28 protein-coding genes are annotated in these 24776 nt (G+C 33.8%); 20 read left to right on the forward strand and 8 right to left on the reverse strand.

Annotated elements, in window-relative coordinates:
- Positions 1 to 130: 130 nt before the first annotated feature.
- The 3 genes from ACFSC2_RS04665 to metG all read right to left on the reverse strand — a co-directional run bounded on the left by ACFSC2_RS04665 (position 131) and on the right by metG (position 3502).
- Positions 131 to 706, reverse strand: coding sequence for an NfeD family protein (locus ACFSC2_RS04665; protein WP_379817572.1), 576 nt, complete (start codon positions 704 to 706; stop codon positions 131 to 133).
- 115 nt (positions 707 to 821) lie between these two features.
- A complete protein-coding gene (locus tag ACFSC2_RS04670; protein WP_379817571.1) occupies positions 822 to 1097 on the reverse strand; it encodes a hypothetical protein in 276 nt (91 codons plus the stop codon).
- 341 nt (positions 1098 to 1438) lie between these two features.
- Positions 1439 to 3502 carry a methionine--tRNA ligase gene (metG, locus tag ACFSC2_RS04675; RefSeq protein WP_379817570.1) on the reverse strand — a complete coding sequence of 688 codons (2064 nt, stop codon included), beginning with the start codon at positions 3500 to 3502 and terminating at the stop codon, positions 1439 to 1441.
- A gap of 501 nt (positions 3503 to 4003) precedes the next feature.
- Between metG and ACFSC2_RS04680 the strand changes: the two genes are divergently transcribed.
- The 3 genes from ACFSC2_RS04680 to ACFSC2_RS04690 all read left to right on the forward strand — a co-directional run bounded on the left by ACFSC2_RS04680 (position 4004) and on the right by ACFSC2_RS04690 (position 7224).
- The gene (locus ACFSC2_RS04680) at positions 4004 to 5503 is read left to right on the forward strand and encodes a family 43 glycosylhydrolase (RefSeq protein WP_379817569.1); all 1500 of its coding nucleotides are present in this window, start codon (positions 4004 to 4006) and stop codon (positions 5501 to 5503) included.
- Positions 5504 to 5742: 239 nt separating this feature from the next.
- Positions 5743 to 5970, forward strand: a complete 228-nt coding sequence (locus ACFSC2_RS04685; RefSeq protein WP_071635631.1) for a CDGSH iron-sulfur domain-containing protein — start codon at positions 5743 to 5745, stop codon at positions 5968 to 5970.
- 120 nt (positions 5971 to 6090) lie between these two features.
- Positions 6091 to 7224, forward strand: a complete 1134-nt coding sequence (locus ACFSC2_RS04690; RefSeq protein ID WP_379817568.1) for a DinB family protein — start codon at positions 6091 to 6093, stop codon at positions 7222 to 7224.
- A 36-nt stretch (positions 7225 to 7260) separates the two neighbouring features.
- On the opposite strand, the gene ACFSC2_RS04695 is transcribed toward ACFSC2_RS04690, so the two are convergent.
- Together ACFSC2_RS04695 and ACFSC2_RS04700 are read right to left on the reverse strand one after the other, a co-directional pair.
- Entirely contained in the window at positions 7261 to 8163 is a 903-nt protein-coding gene (locus ACFSC2_RS04695; protein ID WP_379817567.1) for a PhzF family phenazine biosynthesis protein, read from the reverse strand.
- A 203-nt stretch (positions 8164 to 8366) separates the two neighbouring features.
- On the reverse strand, positions 8367 to 8756 hold the full coding sequence (locus ACFSC2_RS04700) for a hypothetical protein (protein WP_379817566.1): 390 nt from the start codon (positions 8754 to 8756) through the stop codon (positions 8367 to 8369).
- Positions 8757 to 8923: 167 nt separating this feature from the next.
- Here ACFSC2_RS04700 and ACFSC2_RS04705 point away from each other — a divergent pair, with 167 nt between their 5' ends.
- From ACFSC2_RS04705 to proC, 10 genes are all read left to right on the forward strand, one after another.
- On the forward strand, positions 8924 to 9463 hold the full coding sequence (locus tag ACFSC2_RS04705; protein ID WP_379817565.1) for a DMP19 family protein: 540 nt from the start codon (positions 8924 to 8926) through the stop codon (positions 9461 to 9463).
- Positions 9464 to 9634: 171 nt separating this feature from the next.
- On the forward strand, positions 9635 to 10546 hold the full coding sequence (locus tag ACFSC2_RS04710; protein WP_379817564.1) for a hypothetical protein: 912 nt from the start codon (positions 9635 to 9637) through the stop codon (positions 10544 to 10546).
- Between the two features lie 166 nt (positions 10547 to 10712).
- Complete coding sequence (gene serS / locus ACFSC2_RS04715; protein WP_379817563.1) at positions 10713 to 11984, forward strand: serine--tRNA ligase; 1272 nt, start codon at positions 10713 to 10715, stop codon at positions 11982 to 11984.
- A 68-nt stretch (positions 11985 to 12052) separates the two neighbouring features.
- A complete protein-coding gene (gene lgt / locus ACFSC2_RS04720; RefSeq protein ID WP_379817562.1) occupies positions 12053 to 12886 on the forward strand; it encodes a prolipoprotein diacylglyceryl transferase in 834 nt (277 codons plus the stop codon).
- Between the two features lie 55 nt (positions 12887 to 12941).
- Positions 12942 to 14723 (forward strand): tetratricopeptide repeat protein, encoded by a 1782-nt coding sequence (locus ACFSC2_RS04725; protein WP_379817561.1) that lies wholly within the window; start codon positions 12942 to 12944, stop codon positions 14721 to 14723.
- Positions 14724 to 14806: 83 nt separating this feature from the next.
- Positions 14807 to 15118, forward strand: coding sequence for a DUF4286 family protein (locus tag ACFSC2_RS04730; RefSeq protein ID WP_289878987.1), 312 nt, complete (start codon positions 14807 to 14809; stop codon positions 15116 to 15118).
- 40 nt (positions 15119 to 15158) lie between these two features.
- Positions 15159 to 15347 (forward strand): hypothetical protein, encoded by a 189-nt coding sequence (locus ACFSC2_RS04735; protein ID WP_379817560.1) that lies wholly within the window; start codon positions 15159 to 15161, stop codon positions 15345 to 15347.
- Between the two features lie 104 nt (positions 15348 to 15451).
- Entirely contained in the window at positions 15452 to 16237 is a 786-nt protein-coding gene (rsmA, locus tag ACFSC2_RS04740) for a 16S rRNA (adenine(1518)-N(6)/adenine(1519)-N(6))-dimethyltransferase RsmA (protein WP_379817559.1), read from the forward strand.
- Entirely contained in the window at positions 16221 to 17570 is a 1350-nt protein-coding gene (mgtE, locus tag ACFSC2_RS04745) for a magnesium transporter (RefSeq protein ID WP_379817558.1), read from the forward strand. Before rsmA ends, mgtE begins: the two co-directional genes overlap by 17 nt.
- A gap of 112 nt (positions 17571 to 17682) precedes the next feature.
- Positions 17683 to 18468 (forward strand): pyrroline-5-carboxylate reductase, encoded by a 786-nt coding sequence (gene proC, locus ACFSC2_RS04750; protein WP_379817557.1) that lies wholly within the window; start codon positions 17683 to 17685, stop codon positions 18466 to 18468.
- A 64-nt stretch (positions 18469 to 18532) separates the two neighbouring features.
- Here the strand turns inward: proC and ACFSC2_RS04755 are convergent, their stop codons facing one another.
- Genes ACFSC2_RS04755 through nhaA form a run of 3 tightly spaced genes read right to left on the reverse strand, consistent with a single transcriptional unit; the run spans position 18533 to position 20684 of the window.
- Positions 18533 to 18952, reverse strand: coding sequence for a c-type cytochrome (locus ACFSC2_RS04755; protein ID WP_379817556.1), 420 nt, complete (start codon positions 18950 to 18952; stop codon positions 18533 to 18535).
- 36 nt (positions 18953 to 18988) lie between these two features.
- Positions 18989 to 19534, reverse strand: coding sequence for a hypothetical protein (locus ACFSC2_RS04760; RefSeq protein WP_379817555.1), 546 nt, complete (start codon positions 19532 to 19534; stop codon positions 18989 to 18991).
- A complete protein-coding gene (nhaA, locus tag ACFSC2_RS04765; RefSeq protein ID WP_379817554.1) occupies positions 19524 to 20684 on the reverse strand; it encodes a Na+/H+ antiporter NhaA in 1161 nt (386 codons plus the stop codon). Before nhaA ends, ACFSC2_RS04760 begins: the two co-directional genes overlap by 11 nt.
- A 180-nt stretch (positions 20685 to 20864) precedes the next feature.
- On the opposite strand from nhaA, the gene ACFSC2_RS04770 reads away from it, so the two are divergent.
- The 7 genes from ACFSC2_RS04770 (at position 20865) to ACFSC2_RS04800 (ending at position 24711) form a co-directional block, all read left to right on the forward strand.
- Positions 20865 to 21812: a 2-hydroxyacid dehydrogenase gene (locus ACFSC2_RS04770; protein ID WP_379817553.1), complete on the forward strand. Its 948-nt coding sequence runs from the start codon at positions 20865 to 20867 to the stop codon at positions 21810 to 21812.
- Between the two features lie 208 nt (positions 21813 to 22020).
- Entirely contained in the window at positions 22021 to 22434 is a 414-nt protein-coding gene (locus ACFSC2_RS04775) for a DUF805 domain-containing protein (RefSeq protein ID WP_379817552.1), read from the forward strand.
- 69 nt (positions 22435 to 22503) lie between these two features.
- Positions 22504 to 22929, forward strand: a complete 426-nt coding sequence (locus ACFSC2_RS04780) for a DUF805 domain-containing protein (RefSeq protein WP_379817551.1) — start codon at positions 22504 to 22506, stop codon at positions 22927 to 22929.
- A 75-nt stretch (positions 22930 to 23004) separates the two neighbouring features.
- Positions 23005 to 23373 carry a DUF4234 domain-containing protein gene (locus ACFSC2_RS04785; RefSeq protein ID WP_379817550.1) on the forward strand — a complete coding sequence of 123 codons (369 nt, stop codon included), beginning with the start codon at positions 23005 to 23007 and terminating at the stop codon, positions 23371 to 23373.
- Positions 23348 to 23812 (forward strand): DUF2752 domain-containing protein, encoded by a 465-nt coding sequence (locus tag ACFSC2_RS04790; protein WP_379817549.1) that lies wholly within the window; start codon positions 23348 to 23350, stop codon positions 23810 to 23812. The genes ACFSC2_RS04785 and ACFSC2_RS04790 overlap by 26 nt, the downstream gene beginning before the upstream one ends.
- A gap of 71 nt (positions 23813 to 23883) precedes the next feature.
- The gene (locus ACFSC2_RS04795) at positions 23884 to 24156 is read left to right on the forward strand and encodes a TM2 domain-containing protein (protein WP_379817548.1); all 273 of its coding nucleotides are present in this window, start codon (positions 23884 to 23886) and stop codon (positions 24154 to 24156) included.
- Positions 24157 to 24345: 189 nt separating this feature from the next.
- Complete coding sequence (locus tag ACFSC2_RS04800) at positions 24346 to 24711, forward strand: DUF805 domain-containing protein (protein ID WP_379817547.1); 366 nt, start codon at positions 24346 to 24348, stop codon at positions 24709 to 24711.
- The last annotated feature ends 65 nt before the right edge of the window (positions 24712 to 24776 follow it).

Raw genomic sequence — 24776 nt, forward strand, 5'->3', positions numbered from 1 at the left:
AGTATTTTTTTGCAAAAATACGAGTTTACTTCAGGAACTTAGTTTTTGATAAATAAATATTCCCGTGTGATGTTGATCTATTCTGGTTCAGGACACAAACAGATTATGCTTTTATTGTCTGTACAATTTTTTAAAGGTTTTGTCCTTTTAAAGATTTTACAACCAAAGTATTATCCGCTATTTTTTCAACCTTTACAAGTGTTCCCGATTCAATTTGATTATTCTCAGTTATCGCTTCCAATTCGTGTATGAAGCCTTTTACAGCAACTTTGATTTTACCTTTTCCGTTTTTGTTTTCTGGAATTGTCAAATAAACTTCTGCATTTTGGTTGACAGCATGTTGTATTTTAAAAGAATTATCGATCCTTAAAAGCTGTACTTTTTTGATAATGTACGCACATAAAAAAACAAATAAAATACCCGAAGTAACTGATAAAATGAAAAGAGAAAGAGGTTCTTCTATGAAACTATATAGAAAAATACCAGTCCAGCTAAAAGAAAACAGAAAATGGATTAGACTTTTCAGCGAAAAAAAGTGAAAAGCACTGTCTTCTTCATTCAATATAGAATTGTAATTTTCTGATTGATCCATAACATCTAAACCCGTTAAAAATACTAGTGTTTGAACCAAAAACATTAAGCTTATCGGAACCGCTATAAACCAAAAAGATTTTAGTAAAAGAGACGAATTATGTAAGAACTGCATTTGATAAATATTTTAGGACCAATGTCTTATTTTATTTTGAATAAAACATGTTTTTATGAGAAATTATTTTTTCGAAATTTAAACGCGCGAACAAAAGAGTCGCGCGTTTAAAATGTTAAGCTTTAATTGTTTTGCCGCAGGCTTTTTCAATTTGTTTGTCCGAAAACGGCTCCAGTGCTTTGGCAAGCATTTCGCTGGTTTTGATGCATTCCATCATTTTTGATCTCAGCTCTTTGTCATCTCCCAAGTCTGTTTCAAGAATTCGCTTGAAAATTTCAGACAGATAAATGGGCTGTTCTCTAAAATCTCCTTCAAACCATAACTCGGAAAGGAAATTGGCCATCGATGGCATTACATCGTGGTGTGTCGGTTTTTGATTTTCTCTTTGCATATTCGAAAATATTAAACGCACGAAACCCTCGTTTTAGATGTGCAAAAATATCTGTAAGGATAGAATTCCCATTGTTTCCGCAGGGACATCATGACGAGGGATTCGCTTATGTTAACTTTATTAAGTTTCAGGATAAATCCTTAGATATTTTTGCAGAACAAACTTACAAATATAAAATTGAAAGAAACAATAAAATGTAGGAATTTTATTTATTTTTTATTCTGCACTTTGTCATTTCGAGGAACGAGAAATCGCACTAGAAACTCAACAACAGTGCGTGAATCTCGTGTGCGATTTCTCCTCTGTCGAAATGACAAGAATATGCTTATTATCTGAATCTATTAGTTTACAGTCTCACCATTCGGAGCATCAGCATCTGGATTGATGAAAACTAATTTTCCTTCTGCATTGGTTGTCATCAAAATCATTCCTTGACTTTCTACACCGCGTAAAGCTCTCGGCGCTAAGTTTGCCAATACAGAAACACGTTTTCCGATGATTTCTTCTGGAGAAAAACTCTCTGCAATTCCAGAAACAATAGTACGAACATCAATTCCTGTGTCAACTTTTAGCACTAAAAGTTTGTTTGCTTTTGGCATTTTTTCAGCTTCCAAAATAGTTCCTACACGGATATCCATTTTCGCAAAATCTTCAAACTGAATTAAATCTTTTTGAGGTTCTGGCTGTTTGCTTTCTGCAAGATTAGCTGTTTTTGTTGCTTCCAATTTATCTATTTGTTTTTGTATTTCTGAATCTTCAATTTTGTTAAAAAGAACATCTGCTTTTTCAGTTTGAATGATATGACCTGGAGCAATTAATTCTGAAGAATCAGCAATTTCATTCCATTTCAAATTACCATCTAATTTTAAAAGAGCATTTATTTTTTTTGCTGTAAATGGCAGAAAAGGCTCTGCTAAAACACTTAAAGCTGTTGTGATTTGCAATGCCACATACATTTGCGTTTTAACTCTTTCAGCATCTGTTTTTATTAATTTCCAAGGCTCTTCGTCAGCTAAATATTTATTTCCTAAACGAGATAGATTCATCAGTTCATTTAAGGCTTCACGGAATCTATATCTTTCTATAGAACTTGCAATAACTGCCGGATATGCTTTTAATTCTGATAAAGTCTTTTCATCAATTTCATTAAAGTCATTAGGCTGAGGAATTACTCCTTCGTAATATTTCTGAGTCAGAACAATAACACGATTTACAAAATTCCCTAAGTTATCTGCTAATTCATTATTATTTCTAGATTGAAAATCTTTCCAAGTAAAATCGTTGTCTTTTGTTTCTGGTGCGTTTGAAGTTAATGCGTAACGCAAAACATCTTGTTTCTCTGGAAAATCTTCTAAATATTCGTGTAACCAAACCGCCCAGTTTTTAGAAGTCGAAAGTTTGTTTCCTTCCAAATTTAAAAACTCATTTGCCGGAACGTTGTCTGGTAAAATATAGCTTCCTTCCGCTTTTAACATCGCTGGGAAAATAATACAGTGAAAAACAATATTGTCTTTTCCGATAAAGTGAACCAATTTCGTATCCTGATCTTTCCAATACGGTTCCCAATCTTTTCCTTCACGTGCCGCCCATTCTTTTGTTGATGAAATGTATCCAATCGGAGCATCAAACCAAACGTATAATTTTTTACCTTCTGCACCTTCAACAGGAACGTCAATTCCCCAATCCAAGTCACGGGTTACCGCACGAGGCTCTAATCCTGCGTCGATCCAAGATTTAACTTGCCCATAAACATTCGGTTTCCAATCATTTTTATGTCCGATTAAAATCCATTTGGTTAAGAAATCAGAATATCTATCTAAAGGTAAAAACCAGTGTTTTGTTTCTTTTAAAATAGGAGTTTCTCCGGTAATGGTCGATTTTGGATTGATCAAATCAGTTGCATTCAAAGTAGATCCGCATTTTTCGCACTGATCACCGTAAGCTTCTGGATTGTCACATTTAGGACAAGTTCCAACAACAAAACGGTCTGCTAAAAACTGATTTGCTTTTGCATCGTACAATTGCTCGGTTACTTCTTCAATAAAATCGCCTTTATCATATAAAGTCCTAAAGAATTCAGATGCCGTATCGTGATGGATTTTTGCCGAAGTTCTAGAATAATTATTAAATGAAATTCCGAAATCTTCAAACGATTTACGGATGATTCCATCGTATTTATCAATAACTTCCTGTGGCGTAATACCTTCTTTTTTGGCTTTCATTGAGATTGCAACACCGTGTTCATCGCTTCCGCAGATAAATGCTACATCTTTTCCCTGTAATCTTAAATATCTAGAATATATATCTGCAGGCACATAAACCCCAGCCAAATGTCCAATATGAATTGGTCCATTAGTATATGGAAGCGCCGCTGTGATCGTATATCTTTTTGGATTCTCTATCATAATTCAATTTTATTGAGTGCAAAAATAAGCAATAGAATTGAGATTTTGTTATTGCGCAGAGATTCGCTGTTATTTTCACGGAGATTCACAAAGAAAAGCGCAGAGATTCGCTAAGATTTTTTTTGAAGAAAGTGAAATTAATCTCGCAAAGACGCAAGGTCGCAAAGTTTTTTTAGCCACAGATTAAAAGGATTAAAGGGATTTTTTCAATTACCTACAGCTTTAGCTGGAGGTTGTGAGGTTTATCTTTAGAGCTTTAGCCAAACAAATCTAGATTTTCGGCTAAAGCCAATATTTGACAAACATCATAATTACATCCAGCTAAAGCTGGACGCAATTCAAAAAAAACTTTGCGCCTCTGCGTCTTTGCGAGATTAATTTTAACTTCTTTCATAAAAAAAATGCGCATTTCTGCGAAATCCTCCGCGTAACACCCAACAAATTTTCTCCTACAACAAACCTTATGGTCTTTTTGACTATATTTGAAAAAAATATCAAAACATGAAAAAAATATATCTAACCTTTTTAGTATTGTTAACGTATTGCGGTTATTCTCAATCGCAATCGGCAGAAAGTTTAAAGCAAGGAAAATATTCCAATCCGATTTTTGCAGGCGATTATCCCGATCCGAGTTTACTTCGTGACGGAAAAGATTATTATGTTGTGCATTCTTCTTTTGATTATTATCCCGGACTTTTAATCTGGCATTCGACCGATTTAATGAATTGGGAACCCGTTACGAATGCGCTTCATAAATACGTTGGAGCCGTTTGGGCGCCCGATTTAATTAAGTATAACAACAAATACTACATCTATTTTCCGGCAAATAATACCAATTTTGTCGTAACAGCCGATTCTATAAACGGCCCTTGGAGTGAACCTGTAGATTTGAAAATCGGAAATATTGATCCTGGACATATTACTGACGATAAAGGAAACCGATTTTTGTATTTCAGCAATGGCGGTTATGTGGCGTTATCAAAAGACGGACTTTCGGTAACAAGCGAATTAAAACATGTTTATGACGGGTGGAAAATTCCGCGCGAATGGAGTATTGAATGTTTTTGTATGGAAGGACCGAAACTTTTTAAAAGAGGCGAATATTATTATCTAACGGTTGCCGAAGGCGGAACGGCCGGACCCGCAACAAGTCATATGGTAATTTCGGCAAGATCAAAATCACCTCTTGGCCCTTGGGAAAATTCGCCTTATAATCCTGTTTTGAGAACCAACAGCAATTCTGAAACTTGGTGGTCTAAAGGTCACAGTACTATTTTTGAAGATACCAACGGAAAATGGTGGATGATTTTTCATGGTTATGAAAATGGCTATTACAATCTCGGACGCCAGACTTTATTGCAGCCTGTAGAATGGACAAAAGACGGTTGGTATAAAATTCCAAATGGTATTGAAACCGATAAACCTATTGCAAAGTCTGAAGGAAAGACGCTTCCAGAATTTTCTTTAAGTGATAATTTTTCGGGAACGAAATTAAAACCACAATGGAAGTTTTATAATGGTGTGGAAGATCCTAGATTTAAAGTGGCCAATAATACTTTAACGATTCAAGGAAAAGGGGATGGAGTTGGAAGCAGTTCTCCACTTGTTGTTGTTCCGGGCGGACACTCATATTCTGCCGAAGTTGAAATGGAAATCGAAGGCGATGCCACTGGAGGATTGGTTCTTTTTTATGATAAACAATATTATTCGGGGATCTTAGCCGATCAAAATAACATTTTAGCAAATTTGAGAGGCTGGCAGTTTCCAACAGAAAAAAATACGCATACGCGCAAAGTCTTTCTTCGTTTAAAAAACATAAAAAATACAGTCGATATGTTTTACAGCATTGATGGAAAAGATTGGAAAAAAATCGAAAACTCCGTTGAGGTTTCAGGTTACAACCATAATGTTTTAAGTGGTTTTCTTGGTTTAAGAATCGGTCTTTGCTCTATCGGAAAAGGAAGCGTGAAGTTTAGAAATTTTGTCTATCAGCCGTTGTAGTTTTTTGCCACGAATTACACAAATTTTCGCTAATTTTCTTTTTACTAAACAAAAATAATTTGTGTTAATTGGTGTAATTCGTTGCAAAAAAACTTTTTAATCTGTGCGTGAAAAAACAAACTTTGCGCCTTAGCGCCTTCGTGGCAGACAGTCTTAAAATAGAACCAGTTTAAACTACGTTCATCGCTCATAAATACCAATATATTTCGCAACCTTTGCAGCCGAAAAAAACAAAATTTATGAGCAAGACTAAACTTATTATCAATAAAAACGGATCTATTAAAATTGAAGGAGATTTTGAGATCATGGATCCAGAAGGAACTCTTTACGGATTGCAAGGAAGAGCTGCATTAGGTCTTTGCCGTTGCGGATTGTCTGCAAACAAACCATTTTGCGACGGAGGGCACAGAAATAATTTCGAGCACGATTCTGTTGCTTTTGATTTACCGCCAATGAAAACAAACTAAGATTTTTAAGTTTAAAAATACTTTAAAAACCGCATTCTTTTGGATGCGGTTTTTTTTTGCAATTTTTTTATAAAGTAAGTTATTACTTATTACTTTTACGGCAACTTTAATTTTCCAAAAATGAAAAAACTAATATTACCACTATTAATTTTATTTTTTAGCATGAGTCAGGCTCAGACTGTGAAAACAATTTCTACAGATTGGACATCTGTAAGTCAGACCATTGCTATTCAGACTTCTGTAAAGAAAAAATTTAAGGTAACTGCTTATGTAAAAGTAGAAACTGCTGAGCCAAAAGCATGGGCAGGAGTTTGGGCTCGTGTTGATACCAAAAACGATGAAGAAGATGGCTTTTTTGACAATATGCGTGACAGACCTATAAAATCTAAAGAATGGAAATCTTATACTGTTGAAGGAACAATTGATAAAAATAGCAAATCTTTAAATTTTGGAGGTTTATGTTTGTTCGATGGAAAATTTTACTTTGATAAATTTGAGCTTTGGATTGAAAATGATAAAGGTGTTTACGAAGCTGTAACTGTTTTGAATTCAAGTTTTGAAAGTCCGATAAATAATGGAGAGGTTCCGAAATGGATTCAAGGAATAAGAAGCGACGCTATTGTTAAAGTAAAAGAATATAAAATTACTTCGGACAAATCTAGTATCGATGGAAAACAGAGTTTGCTTATTGAAGGAAAAGGAATAAAACCAAGATTAGATGCTAAAATTGGAAATGTTGAAGGGGCTTCTCCAAAAATTGGAGATATGATTTCGATGCTTGAAGACCTTAAAGCTCGTGTTGAAAGAACCGTAAAAAACATGAGTCAGTATGAAATCGATTATCTTCACGACGAAGAAGCAAACCGAATTGGAGCTTTAGTAATGCATTTGGCTGCTGCCGAAAAATATTATCAGGTTTTTACTTTCGAAAATAGAGAATTTAACGAAGAAGAAAAGAAAATATGGAACAACGCTTTAAATCTTGATCAAGGCGGACGAGATGATTTTAAAGGGCATCCTATTCAATATTACCTTGATATTTATAATGAAGTACGTGCGAAAACCATTGCAGAGTTAAAGAAAAGAGACGATGCTTGGTTTGCTGAAGTGCAAACAAGATATGATTGGACAAACCAATATTGCTGGTTTCACGTTATGGAACACCAATCGAGCCATTTGGGGCAGATCTTGTTTTTAAAGAAACGTATTCCGCCAGAGCAAAAAAAGACATTACCACAAGAACTTAAAAAATAACAGAAAGCCGCATTTTTCTAAATGCGGCTTTTTTGTTTATATATACAATTCACCTTTCATTGTAATTATCGAAGAACCTCCGACTAAAATATCTTCTTCTCGATTCATGACTTCAATTATCGAAGCCTGTTTTAATTTTACGCCTTGAAGAATTTTGTATTCCTTCTCAGATTTTGTGAATTTTTTCTCTGTTAAAAATCCAATCAATGGTCCGGCTGCAGTTCCTGTTGCGGGATCTTCGTTTATACCGATTATTGGGTTAAAAAATCTTGTTTCAACGATATGTTCTTGGTTTTCATCGGCAATACTAAAACAATAAAAACCTTCAAAATTATATTCTTTTGAGATTTCTATTAAAAGTTGGTTGTCTGGAACAAAGCTGTTTAGCAATTGGCTGTTTTTTATCGGAACCATTGTGTGTGCTACTTCTGTTTTAACGACAGTTGGTACAAAAGCATTTACATCCAAATCTTCAATTTTTAAACCGAGAGCTACCGCAATTTTATAGGTTGGAATTTCCTGTTTGATGACAGCCGATTTTTGATGCATTTGAACTACTGGATACAAAGTATCTGGATCAAAACTTACCGTTAACGGAATTGCAGAATGTTTCATGATTACAAAAGGCTCGCTTTCGTTTTGTTCATCAAAAATGGGCATTCCTTTTAGCAAAGCACCGCAGACTGCACCTAATAAATTATGACCAGCGCCGTCGATTTCAATTCCCGTTGGAGTAAAAGAACGAACGATAAGCGCTTTGTCTCTTGTGGAATAATATACAAAAGAGGTTTCTGAGTAACGAAATTCTTTAGAAATATCCTGATAGGTCTCTAGTCTCAAATTTCCATTGGTAAAAACCACAGAAAGTGGATTTCCTTTGTAGCTTTCGTTTGAAAACACATCTAAAACGTAATATTCTAAGGTCATTCTTTCTTTCATCTTCAACTTTTAAAATAGTTTACTTTTATCTTTTAAAATTGGTTTTAGTTTCTTTTTATGAATAAACCGTAAAGTTAGGGTAATTTGTTTTATGCTAAGAGTAAAAAAAAGAACTTTCAGATTTTATTTGAAAACTACTTTATTGCTGTTTTGAAGATTTTCAAAGTATTTGCATTATGTTTATTGAAGATAAATCGATTAGATTATAAAGGAGTTAGAAGTAACTCCGTTGCAGTAATAAATCTAATTTCTATTTGATCTCCAATCTGAGCATTAATATGACTAAACCAACTACCTAATAGTTTTAAACTCCCTGACCCTTGAAATTGTTTTGCATATTCAGGAAGATATTGATTTCCTGCAGCTAATAATTTACCATTTGTGATAAAATTGTCTGAAGTACTAAAATCGTATTCTGGTGATCTTACAATTGTTTTATTGTTTGTTATATTATAATTATATGCAAAGATGGATGGAATTTGTAAATATCCCTCTCCATAAGTTATTTTTCTAGTTCGTGTATGTCTGAAATTACCCCATTCGAGATGAGCTCTTTTTAGAGTTGTAACAAATTTATCTCCTGCGTTTGGCATTTTTTTGATATTAAATTAAAACTAAATTTTTTGTTTAAATGATTTATAGCAATGATAAGAATTAGTTAAGAAAGGCGTTTAAGGGTTTATACGGTTTTTTTAAAAATATTAAGTTATGTTTTAATTTTTCCCTCAACTTTGCAGTTCAATACTAAATAAAGATAAAAATGGAATTCGGAAAAATCATAATCTCAGAAAATGCAGCAAAGAGCGAAAATCCTCAAGATATAGTAAACTCTAATATTTCGGTAATCAATTTAATGAGAGAAGAAAAAATAGATGATGATTTGATTCACGAAGATGCTTTAATGAGTTACTATTTAGATTACTATACTTCAAAATATACAGAAGGCAACTTTTCAAAATTTGTGTATGATTCTAAATGGAATAAAGAATTAAACGAATTAATAGAAGAAGGCCTGGCTTTGATTGGCGCCGAAAAGCATTTAGAATTATTTCAAGCACAAGCAAAAAGAGTTCGTTTATTGAGCAGTGTCAAAATTGATAAATTTTTAAAAGGCAAATATGAAGGTGTAAACCCAACCAGAGATTTATTAAACAACGATACTTTTTTCGAATTAGAAGAAAATCTGGCGGTACTAAATGCCGAATTTTTAAAGTCGCATCCTGACACAGAAATACTTTCGGTTGACGAAATGTTTGCTGTTTTAGAAGAATTTGTCGGCCACGAAATTAAAAGAGCATAGGTTTTAGAAGTAAACTTTAAAAAACGAAACATCAGACTAATCAAGGTTTTAACATAGTACATTTAGAGTTTTTAAAATTTTTAGCATTTTTTTGTAAGAAAATTATATATTTGGAAAAACTTTTACGTCTTTTAAGCAGAAAGTCCAAAATTTCTAAACAAATAAATGCCAATGAAAAAATGTATCCTTTTAAGCGGAATGGTTATGTTTTTATTTTCTTGTAACCAGAAAAGTAAAAACGAAACATTGGTTCAAGAACAAGAAAAAGAACTCTTTTCTCAAACGGAGGTCGGTGCCAGAAAGCCAGTTAAAAAACTGATTTTTAAAAATACAGATCAAATTGAAGTTGGAGAAGAACTTGATCGCGAATTACTGTCGAAAGTAGCATCGAACTTAAACATTAGATATGCTGCAATCAAAATAGATGAAACGACTTCTATTAATTATAATGATAAAACGGCTTTTTTTGTGCTGACAATAGCAGAGCACAATAAAAAGATTTCGAAAGCTGCTGATGAAGAACAATTGGGCGATTATTTTCAGCGTAAATATTTATTTGTCGATCGCGAAAGCGGAAACATAATTGCCGAAGAGTTTGATGATAATTTAGGATATTATGACAATGAAGCCATTCGGTTTTCAAAATCCCATATTTTAAAAGATTTGGTGCAGCTGAATGAGAACACTTCTGGAATTGCCTTTTATACAGAAGTAAGTGCAAGCAGCAGAATCGTTTTGTATTCGGAACAAAAATTTACGATTTTGGCTTTAGCCGATAACGAAATCAAAAAATATTTGTACGAATATCCGATAAGACTGACCAACGGAGATTCTAACGGGAATGGTACTTTTCAGCTTGAAACATTAGAAACCGGAATGAGTTTGTCGGATCAGAAAACCAACGGATTTTTCGATTTAATCGTAACCAAGAATTTCTCATACGAAGAGGCTGTCGAAGAAGATCTTGAAAATGGAGTAGAAGGTAATACTGCTCTTCAAACCAAAAAAGAATCTCAAAAATTACGTTTCAATGGCAGAGAATATGCTTTTAATCGAGACGATAGACATCGTTTTCTAGAATAAACTTCGATTATCATTTAAAATACAGTATCAAAAGCACTTTTTTAGTGCTTTTGATGTTTTTAGGAGATTTCGGCTTTCGGGTCAAAGTTTGTTCAATTGTTAACAAACATTTCCTTAAATTTGCTTCCATTATAAAAAAAAATACATTAGTTACAAAAATCAAGCTATGTTACAAATCGCATTTATTAGAGAAAATCAAGAGAAAGTAATCAAAGCTTTAGCAAAACGAAATATTGATGCTAAAAGCGTTGTAGAAGAGGTGGTGCAATTAGACGAAAACCGTCGTGCTGCGCAGGTAGAATTAGACAATACTTTATCCGAATCTAATAAATTGTCCAAAGATATTGGTGAATTGATGAAAGCTGGCGAGAAAGCTAAAGCAGCGATCTTAAAAGAAAAAACAGTTTCACTAAAAGAAAAAAGCAAAGAATTGGGCGAAAAAGCAGAAGCTTTGGCTGTCGAATTGACCAATAAATTATACACTTTACCAAATCTTCCGGCTGATATTGTTCCTGAAGGAAAAACTCCAGATGACAATTTGAATGTTTTTCAAGAAGGCGATATTCCAGTTTTGCACGAAGGCGCACAGCCACACTGGGAATTGGTGAAAAAATACGATATCATCGATTTTGAATTGGGTGTGAAAATTACGGGAGCTGGTTTCCCTGTTTATAAAGGAAAAGGAGCACGGTTACAGCGTGCTTTAATAAACTACTTTTTAGACAAAAATACAGCTGCGGGATATAATGAAGTTCAGGTGCCGCATTTGGTAAACGAAGCTTCTGGTTACGGAACGGGACAATTGCCAGATAAAGAAGGACAAATGTACCACGCTGGAGTTGATGATTTGTATTTAATTCCAACGGCTGAGGTTCCGGTTACGAATTTATTTCGCGATGTAATTTTAAACGAAAGCGAACTGCCGGTTTTACACACAGCTTACACACCATGTTTCCGTCGTGAAGCAGGTTCTTACGGAGCTCACGTTCGCGGATTAAACCGTTTACACCAATTTGATAAAGTAGAAATCGTTCGTGTAGAGCATCCTGATAATTCTTATGCTGCTCTTGACGGAATGGTAGAACATGTAAAAGAGATTCTTCAAGAATTAAAATTACCTTATAGAGTTTTACGTCTTTGCGGAGGCGACATGGGATTCACATCTGCATTAACGTACGATTTTGAAGTGTTTTCTACGGCACAAGATCGTTGGTTAGAAATCAGTTCTGTTTCTAACTTTGAAACTTTCCAGGCAAATCGTTTAAAATTACGTTTCAAAGACAAAGACGGAAAGAACCAATTGGCTCATACATTAAACGGAAGTTCATTAGCGCTGCCTAGAGTTTTGGCCGGAATTATCGAAAATTACCAAACTCCGGAAGGAATCGTAATTCCAGAAGTTTTACGTCCTTACTGCGGATTTGATATTATAAATTAAATTTAAAGTTAAACCCGACAGCTTTGTAAAAACTGTCGGGTTTCTTTAAAAACATAATACTTCAACTGATGGAGAACGGAATATTAAATTGGAACGTTGATCCAGTTATTTTTTGGGTCACAAAAAGTTTTCCGTTAAAATATTACGGAGCGCTGTTTGCCTGCGGACTTCTTCTCGGCTATTATATCGTAAGAAGGATTTATAAAAGAGAAAACCTTTCGTTAGAAAATCTTGATTCTTTATTGATTTACGTAATCATCGGAACCGTTTTGGGTGCGCGTTTAGGACATTGTTTCTTTTACGAACCCGATTATTTCTTCAAACATCCGATTGAGATTCTTTTGCCGATTCAGAAAATAAAAGGTGTTTATGAATTTGTCGGTTATCAAGGTCTGGCAAGTCACGGAGGCTCAATAGGAGTTCTTACGGCATTGATAATATACTGTCGAAAATATAAAGTAAACTTTTTAGGTCTTTTGGATAAAATGGCTGTCGCAGTTCCTGTAACGGGCGCATTTATTAGAATGGGAAACTTTATGAATTCTGAAATCTACGGAAAGCCGACTAATGGAAATTGGGGCGTTGTTTTTCAAAGAGACGATTTAATCCCAAGACATCCAACACAATTGTATGAAGCATTTGCCTATTTATTGATTTTCGGAATTTTGTTTTACATGTACAAATCAGAAAAAAATAGAAATGCACAAGGATTAATTTTCGGAACTTTCTTAACTTTATTATTCTCAGCACGTTTTATAATCGAATTTTTCAAAGAAAACCAAGAAAGCTTCGAAAATAATATGTTGATTAATATGGGGCAAATTTTAAGTATTCCGTTTATTTTGATTGGCTTAGCGCTCATTATTTGGAAAACAAAAAAGCAAGAATACAGCATTTCATAAGATTTGATTTGGTTTTTTTAACCCGCATTCAAAACTTCAACTTTATAACTAAAATATGAAAAAGCTATTAATCTGTATCGTTCTCTTATTTTCTGGTTTTGCATTCAGTCAAAACGAGCAGTTAGCGCAATATTACTATGATAAAGGTGATTTTGAAAAAGCAAAAATAAGCTACGAAGAACTTTTAAGAAGTGCTCCTTCCAATACACAATATTTTTTACGCACGGTAGATTGTTATCAGCAGTTACAGCAATTTGCGAACGCAGAAAAAGCAATTCAAGAAAGATACAATCGCTACAAACAAGGTGTTTTTTTAGTTGAATTGGGATATAATTTCCAACTTCAAAAAGAAGAATCAAAAGCTAAAAAGTATTACGAAGAAGCGGTCGAAAAAATAAAAACAAATCCGAATGATGTTTACGGCGTTGCCAATTCGTTTGAGAAAAAAGTATTGCTGGAATATGCTTTAAAATCGTATCAAACCGCAATGCAGGTACAGCCGAATTACAATTTTAATTTCCAGATCGGAATGTTGTACGGTCAATTAGGGCAAACCGATTTGATGATTGATCTTCTTTTGACAGAATCGTTCAAAAATCCGCAAAATACGAATTTGATCCAAACACAATTATCTCGTTTTATGAATGGTGAAACGGATAATACTGCTTTTAAAGATGCGATGCGAAAAGCATTAATCTTAAAAACACAAAAAGACCAAGACGTTTTCTGGAATCATTATTTGAGCTGGTTTTATGTACAGCAAAAAGAATTCGGAAAAGCCTTTATTCAGGAAAAAGCGATTTACAAACGTGAGCCGGAGTCGTTGATGAGCATTGTCAATTTGAGTCAGTTTGCAATGAACGAAGATGATGATGAAACGGCTGTTGAAATTCTGAATTTTATTCTTCAAAATACTAAAGATTTAGATTTACTGATTCAGTCAAATGCTTATTTGATGGAAATTAAAATCAAAAACGCACAAGAAAAAGATTATCCTGTGATTGGTCAAGAATTACAGCAATTGCTGACCACTTACGAAATCAGTCCCTATACTTTATCTTTGCAAATCATTCAGGCTCATTTTCTGGCTTTCAATTTAAAAAAGATTGAAGAAGGAAAAGCGGTTATGAAAAAAGCATTAGACTTAAATTTAAACGAATATCAAAAAGCCGACGCAAAAATGGAATTGGCAGATATTTTGCTTTTGGAAGAAAAATTCAATCAGGCGCTTATTTATTATTCGCAGATTCAATTGGATTTGAAGAATGATGTCATGGCACACGAAGCGAGTTTAAAAGCGGCAAAAACAAGTTATTACAAAGGCGATTTTGAATGGGCAAACAAACAGTTTAAAGAACTAAAAGCGGCAAACACCCAATTGATTGCGAATGATGCGCTGGAATATTTTTTATTAATTAATGATAATACCGCAGCAGATTCGACTCAAGTTGCTTTGAAAGCATTTGCAAAAGGTGATTTTTTAATTTATCAGAATAAAAAACAAGAAGCAATTACGCAGTTTCAGAATATTTTGAAGACTTATAAAGGTCAGGAAATCGAAGCCGTAACATTCTTGCGTTTAGGAAAAGTGTACGAAAGCCAGAAGGATTTTGCTTCGGCTTTAAGCCAATACCAACAAATTATCGATCATCACAGTGACGGAATTTATGTAGATGAAGCACTATTTTTCTCAGCAGAAATTTACAACGACGAATTAAAAGAAGTTGAAAAAGCAAAACCACTTTATGAAAAAGTAATCTTCAACCATCAAGACAGTATTTATTTTGTGGATGCGAGAAAAAAATACAGAGAATTGAGAGGGGATAAGAATTTATAATTCAGATTTCAGACTTTAGATTTTAGATTCTTGTTGAAATCTAAAGTCTGAAATCTAAAATCTAAAATCTAAAATCAAAAAAAATGATTATATACAACGTTACCACCAATATACACGAAAGCGTTCACGACCAATGGTTAAAATGGATGCAGGAAAAACATATTCCAGAAATTCTGGCAACTCAGAAATTTTCATCAGCACGAATTGTAAAAGTTCTAGTTGAAGAAGAAATGGGAGGGATTACGTATTCTACACAATACGTTACAGACAGCAAAGAAACTTTAGACAAGTTTTATATTGAAGACGAACCAGAATTTCACAGAGAAGCTTTAGGTTTATTTGCTGATAAAATGCTTTCTTTTAGAACGGAATTAGAGGTTATTTCTGAACACTGATTTTTTAACGTTCAGCGTTAAATTAAAAAAATGAAAATCTATGGAAATTCGATTTCAAACAAAAGAAGAGAGTAATAGACAGCAACAAGAAGACTTTTTGAAGTTGTCTGGCGCTGAACGTGTGCGTAGTTTTCTTAAGCTTAGTGAGCGAATCAGTAGATTTCCTGTAAAGAATCGAGTTGATAAGAATAAGGATAATTTTATTATTGTAATCGAGAGAAAAGAATAAAAACTTTGCCTCTTTGAGCCTTTGCGGCAAAAAAAATTAAAAGTCTTCAAGCCTTTCCAATAAAAAACAATACTTTTGCAGCCTCGTGGCAAACAAGGAAGAAAATGGAAAAAGTAAAAGCCAAAAAACATTTAGGACAGCACTTTCTTAAAGACGAAAGTATCGCAAAAGCTATTGCAGATACTTTAAGTCTAAAAGGATATGAAGAGGTTTTAGAAATAGGACCAGGAATGGGTGTGCTTACTAAATACTTACTTGAAAAGCCAATTATAACTCGAGTAATCGAGATTGATACGGAATCTGTTGCGTATTTGGATGCTAACTATCCAAAGTTAAAAGACAAAATTATTTCAGAAGACTTCCTGAAATATGATATAAACCAAGTTTACGAAAATAAGCAGTTCGCTATTATTGGTAACTTCCCTTATAATATCTCTACACAAATTGTTTTTAGAACATTAGAATTTAGAGATCAGATTCCAGAGTTTTCTGGAATGTTCCAGAAGGAAGTTGCAGAGCGAATCTGCGAGAAAAAAGGCTCCAAAGCTTACGGAATCTTATCCGTTTTAGCCCAGGCTTTCTATGATACTGAGTATTTGTTTACTGTAGACGAAAATGTTTTTATTCCTCCGCCCAAGGTTAAATCGGGTGTGATGAAAATGACCCGAAAGGAAGATTACAGTCTTCCTTGTGGTGAAAAGTTGTTTTTTACGGTTGTAAAAACCGCTTTTCAGCAGAGACGAAAAACATTACGTAACAGTTTGAAAACATTAAATTTATCTGATAAACTGCGAGAAGACACTATCTTTGATAAACGTCCAGAACAGCTTAGCGTTGATGAATTTATTGAACTAACTCAAAAAATAGAAACCGATGGAGTTCAAAGTTAGTAAGGAATTTATACACCAGTTAGAAGAATTAATCAATAAGAAAAACGACAACGAACTTGAAGTTTTACTTAATGATCTTCACCACGCGGATATTGCCGAAATCTTAGAAGAATTAGATTTTGACGAAGCTACCTACATTTTCAAGGTTTTAGATAGTGATAAAACAGCAGAAATTCTTCTTGAATTAGAAGAAGACCTTCGTGAAAATATCTTAAGCCGACTTTCTCCAAAAGAAATTGCCGAAGAGCTTGATGAACTTGAGACTAATGATGCTGCCGATATTATCGCGGAACTTTCTCAGGAAATCAAAGCAGAAGTAATCTCCGAAATGATCGACGTTGAACACGCCAAAGATATTGTTGATCTTTTGCGTTATGACGAAAACACCGCCGGTGGTTTGATGGGAAAAGAGCTTGTAAAAGTAAATGAAAACTGGAATGTTTTAACCTGCGTGAAAGAAATGCGTATTCAGGCAGAAAATGTTTCGAGAGTTCATTCTATTTACGTCGTTGATGACGAAAATAGATTAAAAGGCAGGTTATCACTAAAAGATTTATTGACTTCTTCAACCAAAACCCAAATCGGCGAAGTTTACATCAGAAAATTAAATTTTGTAAATGTTGATACCGAAGATGTTGAGGTGGCGCGTATCATGCAGAAATACGATTTGGAGGCAATTCCAGTTGTAGACGAACTTGGTCGTTTGGTCGGAAGAATTACCATTGACGATATCGTAGACGTAATAAAAGAAGAAGCTGACAAAGATTACCAGTTAGCTGCGGGTATTACGCAGGACGTTGAATCGAATGACAGCGTTTATGAACTAACAAAAGCGCGTCTTCCGTGGCTTTTGATCGGAATGGTGATTGAGATTGTTGCTTCTTTTGTTTTGAAAGGAAACGAAGGAACTTTTCAAAAATATTCAACTCTAATTATTTTCGTGCCTTTACTTTCTGCAACAGCAGGAAATATTGGTGTTCAGGCTTCTGCAATTGTAGTGCAAGGTTTAGCCAATGGAACGCTGAAAGAATTCAGCCGTGCTTATTTTACAAAAGAACTTACCGTTTCTATGATTTCTGGAAGTATTATTTCATTACTTCTTTTGGGTTATCATTCTATAATGTATCAGCAGTATTTAGTAGGTTTCGCTATTTCGATTTCCATGATAGTTGTAATTCTTTTTGCTGCTACTCTTGGAACTTTAGTGCCGCTTTTCCTAAATAAAAATAAAATCGACCCCGCAATCGCAACAGGTCCATTTATCACGACTACAAATGATGTATTTGGTATTATGCTGTATTTTACAGTAGCCAAATTAATCCTAGGTTTTTAGATTTTTGCCACAAATTGATGAATTACCGTGATTTTAGATCTCTAAAATCTGCGTAATTTGTGTGCGGAAAATATACTGTATAATCAGTTTCAAATAATTAAAGCCAGTCAAAATGAAAGTACACATTATCGGAGGAGGAAATCTTGGAGTTTCCATTGCCCTGGGAATAGCTAAATTTTCAAAAAATAATCAAGTAACCGTTACAAGAAGAAACATAGGAAGTATTCAGTATTTATCTGAATATGGAATTACGGTTTCGTCTGACAACAAACATAATATTCAAGAAGCAGATGTAGTGATTTTAACGATAAAACCGTATCAGGTCGATACTGTTTTAGCTGAAATTCTGCCAATCATTCAAAACAAAACTATCGCTTCTGCAGTAAGCGGTTTGTCTTTGGATATGCTTCAAGAAAAAACAAATTACGAATATCCAGTTGTTCGCATTATGCCAAATATCGCGGCACAGTTTGGAGAATCGGCAACTTGTATTTCTTTTCCAGAAAAATATGCAGCAAATGCATCGCCAATTGTTGACTTATTCCAGGATTTAGGAACGGCTCCTGTAATCGACGAAAAATTGATGGATGCAGCAACAGTTTTAGGCGCGTGCGGAACAGCTTATGCATTGCGTTATATTCGTGCTTCTATGCAGGCAGGAATCGAAATTGGCTTTGATTCCAATACTGCTTTAGCAATTGCGGCACAAACCGTAAAAGGAGCGGCAAAAATGCTTTTAGAAGAAAGAGTGCATCCAGAACAATTAATAGACCGCGTAACGACACCGCAAGGTTGTACAATTGTTGGTTTAAATGAAATGGAACACAATGGTTTCAGCTCTTCATTGATTAAAGGAATCAAAACTTCTTTGAAACAGATTAAGGGATTATTAAAGTAAAAAATCCAATATTTTGAAATCCCAAATTCCAATTTTTAGTTGGGATTTGGGATTTTTGTTTTAATTAATAACGACTGCTAGAACAATAAGCAATAATTAAAGTCAAGTCTTTTGTGGTTACGTGATCTATAAACTTTGCTCTGTGAAATTCGATTCCCAGCTTTTCAATTTTAGTGCTGTCGATTTTGTAGTTTTTATTTATAATCCATTTTACAAATACAAGCGAATCTACATTGCGAAGAGCAGGACCTGTGCTTTTTGCATCAAGTTTGTGACAGGCAGCACAGTTTGAATTGAAAATTTCTTTTCCTTTTATCCCATCTTCTGTTAAATCTGGATTTGATGTTCCGCAAAAGGGAACAGGAATTTGACAGTAAAATTCATTTACAGGATAAGGATGCGTTTTTATTTGGTAGAAAATTACTCCTAAGAGAAAGGTAATTAAGCCGATGGAAACGGTAAGTATAAGCCTGATTCTTTTCATGGATTTTTAAAAATAGAGACTGTTGGAATTTCGAATTTACTTTTTGACTAATTGTATATACTTCAAACCACACTCCGAAATCTTGGTATAATAATTCATCGAATTACCATAATTCTGAATGGTTAAAGTGTCTTTTAAATACAAAGCATCAATTCCGACAGGAATTTCAAGATCTTTTTTGGTTTGTGAATCTGCTGTTGAATCGCTTTCGTCTTCATTGCTGATGTCGCCTTCGTATTCGTCCCATTTTATTCCTTCTAGTGAAATGTATTTTTCGCCAGAATTGTTTTTAGATAAAACAGCTTTTCCTTTTAATGTCCTAAGTTTAGTTTTTAAAACATATTTATAGTCTGTTTTGGTTTTTGAAATAATGAGCGAGATTCCACACTCTTTGGTTGTGTATGTTCCTTCGATAGGATCTGTTGTGGAAATAGTATTTGAGATTGTATCTGAAACGGGAACTTCTGTAACTGACTTTTCAATTGTTGATTTGGGTAAACTTTCTGTCTTTTTATTGCATGAGACGACAGTAGTTAAAATCAATACAATAAAAAAGTGCTGTAGTAAGCCGTTATTCTTCATCTGATACAATTTGTGGGTTTTTGTTGAGAATATATTTTAAGTATAAAAAACCGATAATCCCTGCTAAGAAAGAAGCGATAAGAATTGCAATTTTTGAAAAGACAATAATTTGAGGATCTTTAAAAGCTAAAACTGTGATAAAAATGGACATTGTAAAACCGATTCCGCCAAGCATTCCAGCGCCCAAAATATGAGTCCATCTTAAGTTTTTGGGCAAAGTGCATAAACCAGCTGTTATACCCACAGAAGAAAAAAGAACGATTCCGAGTGGTTTTCCTATTACGAGGCCGAGAATAATTCCTAAAGTATTGGGATGACTTAATTCTGAATGCCAATTAGAACTAATCGGAAGACAAGTATTAGCAACAGCGAACAAAGGGAGTATAAAAAAAGCAACAGGCTGATGTAAAAGATGCTGTAATCTATAAGAAGAGGTTTTCTCACTACCGTCGCCAAACGGAATAACAAAGGCTAAAATAACTCCCGTTATAGTGGCGTGAACACCAGAATTCAGCATAAAATACCACATAAGAGCGCCTCCGATGAGATAAGGAATCAGATTGTGAATTTTCATTCGATTTAAAATAAACAAAAGAGCCCAGATTCCTAAAGCAATTCCAAGATTTAAAAATGAAATTGAAGTGGTATAAAAAATAGCAATAACGATAATTGCGCCCAAATCATCAATAACAGCCAAAGCGGTCAAGAAAACTTTTAGCGATGCAGGAACTTTGTTGCCGAGAAGCGATAAAATCCCGATTGCAAAAGCAATATCTGTAGCCATCGGAATTCCGGCTCCGTTTTGTGTTGCCGTTCCAAAATTTAAAGCCAGAAATATCCCAGCAGGAACGAGCATACCGCCAAAAGCGGCCATTATTGGTAAAGAGGCATTTTTTAAATTTGATAATTCGCCGTGGTATATTTCTCGTTCCAATTCTAATCCGATTAAAAGAAAAAAGATCGTCATTAATCCATCATTGATCCAATGAGTTAAAGAGTGACCTGCAATTTGTTTTTCCCAAAATGAAATATAAGGCGCCTGAAAAGTCGAATTGGCAAGATAGAGTGATAAAATCGTAACAAAAAGCAAGATAATACCGCCCGATTTCTCGTTTTCAAAAAAGGCTTTAAAGGTTTTAGTTAATTTCATTGGAATTATTCTGAAGATTTTGAATCGAAAAAACGCGACTTATTCAAAGTTAGAAAAAATCTGAGCAATAAAAAATTTTGATATGACGTTAAGCGGTACTTTGCATTTAAAATTTATGGCAAAGATTACACAGCATTTCAGAATTACCGTATTTTTGTTAGATAATAAAATTCAATAAAAATGAGTGTAAAAATTCTTCATATAGACAGCAATAATCCCATTCTTTGGAATCAATTAGAAGAAGCAGGTTTTGAAAATCATGCCGATTTTAAATCTTCAAAAGAAGAAATTGAAGCAAAAATTCAAGACTACAACGGAATTGTAATTCGAAGCCGATTTAAAATAGATAAAGCCTTTTTAGATAAAGCAACAAAGTTGCAATTTATTGCAAGAGTCGGCGCAGGTTTGGAAAGTATTAATTGTGAGTATGCTTTAGCGAAAGGAATTCATCTTATTGCAGCACCAGAAGGTAATCGCAACGCTGTTGCAGAACATTCTTTAGGTGTGATTTTATCTTTGTTTAATAATTTAAATCAGGCTGATGCCGAAGTAAAAGCTGGGCAATGGAATCGTGAAAGCAACCGCGGACACGAATTAGATTTAAAAACGGTTGGAATTATCGGGTACGGAAACATGGGAAAAGCGTTTGCTAAAAAGCTGCGAGGTTTTGAAAGCGAAGTTTTGTGTTATGATATTTTAGAAAATGTTGGGGATGAAAATGCCGCTCAAGTTTCTCTTGCCGAACTTCAAGAGAAAGCAGATGTCTTAAGTTTACATCTTCCTTGGACTCCAGAAACAGACAAAATGGTCGATGCTAAATTTATAAACGCATTTAAAAAGCCATTTTGGATCATAAATACCTCTCGCGGTAAAAATATCGTTACAGCGGATTTAGTTGAAGCAATGAAGCAAAAAAAGGTTCTAGGGGCAGGTTTAGATGTTTTGGAATATGAGAAACTTTCGTTTGAAACACTTTTTCAAGATAAAAACACCCCAGAAGCATTTCAATATCTGTTAGAATCCAAGAATGTTTTACTTACGCCGCATATCGCAGGATGGACTTTTGAAAGTCACGAACGTTTAGCGCAGGTAATAGTTGACAAAATAAAAACTCTTTATTTAGATTAAATTAACGATTTGATTGAATAATTCCTGTTTTTTTGATTTTACGGAAATTTAGTTTTATATAACAAGCATTTTCTTTAAAAATAACTTTGTAAGCTAGCTTATAAAGTTATTTTTTTTTAATATTGTCTGCCAATTTAACAAAATTTTAAAAGAAAAGGAGAAGCCGAAAATCCAAAAGAGTAGGAATAATTTAACTGTTTTATTAATTATGATTGAATATTACAAGAAAGTTGTTTTTGAGAATTACGCAAATTTTAGCGGCCGTGCTAGAAGAAGTGAATATTGGTTTTACACCTTGGCGACACTTATTATTTCGGTAATTCTAGCCATTTTCGACACTTTTATAGGTTCGTCAGTCGGAATGCTGGTAGAAACTGGAATTTTGAGAGGGATTTACAGCTTATTGGTTTTTCTTCCAGGATTGGCTGTTTTGGTTAGACGTTTGCACGATGTGGGCAAAAGCGGCTGGTTTTTTCTAGTAGTTCTTATTCCAATCGGAGGTGCTATTTGGCTGCTTGTCGTTTTGTGTACAGAAGGTGATAAAGGAACTAATGCATACGGACCAGATCCAAAAAATGATTTTAGTGAAATTAATGAAATAGGGCAAGCTGACCTGAAATAGTTTAAAAATAAGTATAAGGAGAAGCCGAAAATCCTAAAAGAGTAGGTATAATTAACTGTTTTAATAATTATGATTGAATATTACAAGAAAGTAGTTTTTGAAAATTACGCAAACTTTAAAGGACGTGCTAGAAGAAGTGAATACTGGATGTTTACACTTGCACAGTTTATTATTTTTATCTCTCTTTTTATCTTAGGCGGGGTTTTGGGTGCTATATTGGGCAATGGCTTCGCGGGAATTGGAATAAGTTATTTTATTTTTATTATATATTCTTTAGCGACATTGATTCCAACATTGGGTGTTGTAGTGCGCAGACTTCATGATGTTGGAAAAAGCGGCTGGTTTTATTTTATCGCGTTAGTTCCAGCAATTGGAGGTATTTGGCTTTTTGTTTTAATGGTAACTGACGGAGATCAGGGAACTAATGCATACGGACCAGATCCAAAGAACGATCACGAAGAAATAGGTGAAATCGGAAAAGTTGGGCTACAATAGTTAAAAAAAATAATATAAGGAGAACCCGAAAATCCCAAAAAGAGTAGGGACTAAATTTAATATAATTTAATAAAAATGGAATTCAAAGAAGTATCAAACAATCCAATCCCGGAATTTAAAGTTGATCCAATTATGGTTTTACTTTTTAGTTTTTTAACATGTGGACTGTATTTAATTTATTGGAATATTAAAGTTGCTGAAGTTTTTAATGCTGTAGCAGGAAGAGAAGTAATCTCACAGCCAATCGCAATTTTTGCAGGATGTTGTATGCCTGTTAATATCTATTTTTATTATTTAGCTGGTAAAGATGCGTTACCAGAAGTTTATAAAAGAACAGGAGAATTACAAAAAGATCAATCTACTTTGTTGATTGTTTTAGGATTCTTTTTTCCAATGGCTGCCGCAATGATCGTTCAAGGTGATATCAACAGATTATATAAATAATACCAAATCTAAACGTAAAATTTACGGAATTATCGGCGCTCTTATAACGCTGATAGTTCCGTTTTTTTTAATGTTGGATAATCACAACAATCACTTAGAAACGGATCAATCCCTTTGTCCTTTTAAAATGGTTACTGGTTTTCCGTGTCCAGGATGCGGTATCACCAAATCACTTGTTTACTTTTATCAAGGAGATTTATATAGATCAATAAGTTACCACATTTTGGGACCTTTTGTAATTGTTTTTTGTGTTTTATCCATAATTATTTTGGTAACAGAATTAATTACTAAAAAAGAATATTTCGCAGGACTTTTATACAATAGAAAATTAGCATACGGATTAGCGCTCTTTTTAGCGGTTTATCATTTTATAAGATTAATTTTCTTTGTCAGTAATAACTCTTTTGATGCTATATTGCGTCAATCGATTTGGTTTTAATACAATTTGATTCTTTGAGAATTAGATTTTTTGTTCGAGTACTATTTTAAGAATTATAAAAAATTAAGATTATGGAAAATACAAAAAGAGAAGATTGGAATAACCCGGGCTATCGGGAAGACAACAAGAAAGTAATTGCTGGAATACTTGCCATTTTACTGGGTTATTTAGGTGTTCACAAGTTTTATTTAGGATATACTAAAGAGGGAATAATCCAGCTGCTTTTAGGAATTATGTTCGGAATTGGCGGGATTATCGGAATTATTGAAGGTATAATATATCTCACCAAAAGCGATGAAGAGTTTTATCAAACGTATCAAGTTGGTAAAAGAGGCTGGTTTTAAGACAAAAAAATATAATCTAAAAATCCCATTCAGAAATGAATGGGATTTTTTTTGCTGGATATTTATCTTTTTTTAATACAAATGTGTCTTCTTTGGCTTCTTGGTCTTTTTTAATCTTAGTAAAATTGCAGATTAAGCATGGTGCTTAAAGCATGAAAACCAAAAGATAAATAACTTAAAAAATTAATTATGATTGAAATGTACAAAAAAGTAGTTTTTGAAAACTACGTAAACTTTAAAGGAAGAGCTAGAAGAAGAGAATATTGGATGTTCGTTTTAGCAAACGTAATTATTAGTATGGTTTTAGGCTTTATAGCGGGATTAGTTTCTCCTAAATTAGTGGTTATTGCAAATATTTACAATTTGGCTGTTCTGCTTCCAAGTATTGCTGTGGCAGTAAGAAGAATGCATGATGTCGGTAAAGAATGGTGGTTTATTTTAATACCGTTTTATAACTTATATTTATGCTGTATTGAAGGCGAAAAAGGATCAAACCAGTATGGTAAAGATCCAAAAAATCAGTTAGAGGATTTAGAAGAAATTGGTAGAGAATAAACTAGTTTTAAATAAAAATTGTAATAAAAAAATCCCATTCAGTTTTGAATGGGATTTTTGTTTTT

The sequence above is a fragment of the Flavobacterium artemisiae genome (genome assembly GCF_042678225.1).
Taxonomy (GTDB): domain Bacteria; phylum Bacteroidota; class Bacteroidia; order Flavobacteriales; family Flavobacteriaceae; genus Flavobacterium; species Flavobacterium artemisiae.

Bases quoted from the DNA above. Each gene is read 5' to 3' on its own strand.
- ACFSC2_RS04665 (WP_379817572.1), bottom strand. From the start codon at position 706: ATGCAGTTCTTACATAATTCGTCTCTTTTACTAAAATCTTTTTGGTTT.
- ACFSC2_RS04670 (WP_379817571.1), bottom strand. From the start codon at position 1,097: ATGCAAAGAGAAAATCAAAAACCGACACACCACGATGTAATGCCATCG.
- metG (WP_379817570.1), bottom strand. From the start codon at position 3,502: ATGATAGAGAATCCAAAAAGATATACGATCACAGCGGCGCTTCCATAT.
- ACFSC2_RS04680 (WP_379817569.1), top strand. From the start codon at position 4,004: ATGAAAAAAATATATCTAACCTTTTTAGTATTGTTAACGTATTGCGGT.
- ACFSC2_RS04685 (WP_071635631.1), top strand. From the start codon at position 5,743: ATGAGCAAGACTAAACTTATTATCAATAAAAACGGATCTATTAAAATT.
- ACFSC2_RS04690 (WP_379817568.1), top strand. From the start codon at position 6,091: ATGAAAAAACTAATATTACCACTATTAATTTTATTTTTTAGCATGAGT.
- ACFSC2_RS04695 (WP_379817567.1), bottom strand. From the start codon at position 8,163: ATGAAAGAAAGAATGACCTTAGAATATTACGTTTTAGATGTGTTTTCA.
- ACFSC2_RS04700 (WP_379817566.1), bottom strand. From the start codon at position 8,756: ATGCCAAACGCAGGAGATAAATTTGTTACAACTCTAAAAAGAGCTCAT.
- ACFSC2_RS04705 (WP_379817565.1), top strand. From the start codon at position 8,924: ATGGAATTCGGAAAAATCATAATCTCAGAAAATGCAGCAAAGAGCGAA.
- ACFSC2_RS04710 (WP_379817564.1), top strand. From the start codon at position 9,635: ATGAAAAAATGTATCCTTTTAAGCGGAATGGTTATGTTTTTATTTTCT.
- serS (WP_379817563.1), top strand. From the start codon at position 10,713: ATGTTACAAATCGCATTTATTAGAGAAAATCAAGAGAAAGTAATCAAA.
- lgt (WP_379817562.1), top strand. From the start codon at position 12,053: ATGGAGAACGGAATATTAAATTGGAACGTTGATCCAGTTATTTTTTGG.
- ACFSC2_RS04725 (WP_379817561.1), top strand. From the start codon at position 12,942: ATGAAAAAGCTATTAATCTGTATCGTTCTCTTATTTTCTGGTTTTGCA.
- ACFSC2_RS04730 (WP_289878987.1), top strand. From the start codon at position 14,807: ATGATTATATACAACGTTACCACCAATATACACGAAAGCGTTCACGAC.
- ACFSC2_RS04735 (WP_379817560.1), top strand. From the start codon at position 15,159: ATGGAAATTCGATTTCAAACAAAAGAAGAGAGTAATAGACAGCAACAA.
- rsmA (WP_379817559.1), top strand. From the start codon at position 15,452: ATGGAAAAAGTAAAAGCCAAAAAACATTTAGGACAGCACTTTCTTAAA.
- mgtE (WP_379817558.1), top strand. From the start codon at position 16,221: ATGGAGTTCAAAGTTAGTAAGGAATTTATACACCAGTTAGAAGAATTA.
- proC (WP_379817557.1), top strand. From the start codon at position 17,683: ATGAAAGTACACATTATCGGAGGAGGAAATCTTGGAGTTTCCATTGCC.
- ACFSC2_RS04755 (WP_379817556.1), bottom strand. From the start codon at position 18,952: ATGAAAAGAATCAGGCTTATACTTACCGTTTCCATCGGCTTAATTACC.
- ACFSC2_RS04760 (WP_379817555.1), bottom strand. From the start codon at position 19,534: ATGAAGAATAACGGCTTACTACAGCACTTTTTTATTGTATTGATTTTA.
- nhaA (WP_379817554.1), bottom strand. From the start codon at position 20,684: ATGAAATTAACTAAAACCTTTAAAGCCTTTTTTGAAAACGAGAAATCG.
- ACFSC2_RS04770 (WP_379817553.1), top strand. From the start codon at position 20,865: ATGAGTGTAAAAATTCTTCATATAGACAGCAATAATCCCATTCTTTGG.
- ACFSC2_RS04775 (WP_379817552.1), top strand. From the start codon at position 22,021: ATGATTGAATATTACAAGAAAGTTGTTTTTGAGAATTACGCAAATTTT.
- ACFSC2_RS04780 (WP_379817551.1), top strand. From the start codon at position 22,504: ATGATTGAATATTACAAGAAAGTAGTTTTTGAAAATTACGCAAACTTT.
- ACFSC2_RS04785 (WP_379817550.1), top strand. From the start codon at position 23,005: ATGGAATTCAAAGAAGTATCAAACAATCCAATCCCGGAATTTAAAGTT.
- ACFSC2_RS04795 (WP_379817548.1), top strand. From the start codon at position 23,884: ATGGAAAATACAAAAAGAGAAGATTGGAATAACCCGGGCTATCGGGAA.
- ACFSC2_RS04800 (WP_379817547.1), top strand. From the start codon at position 24,346: ATGATTGAAATGTACAAAAAAGTAGTTTTTGAAAACTACGTAAACTTT.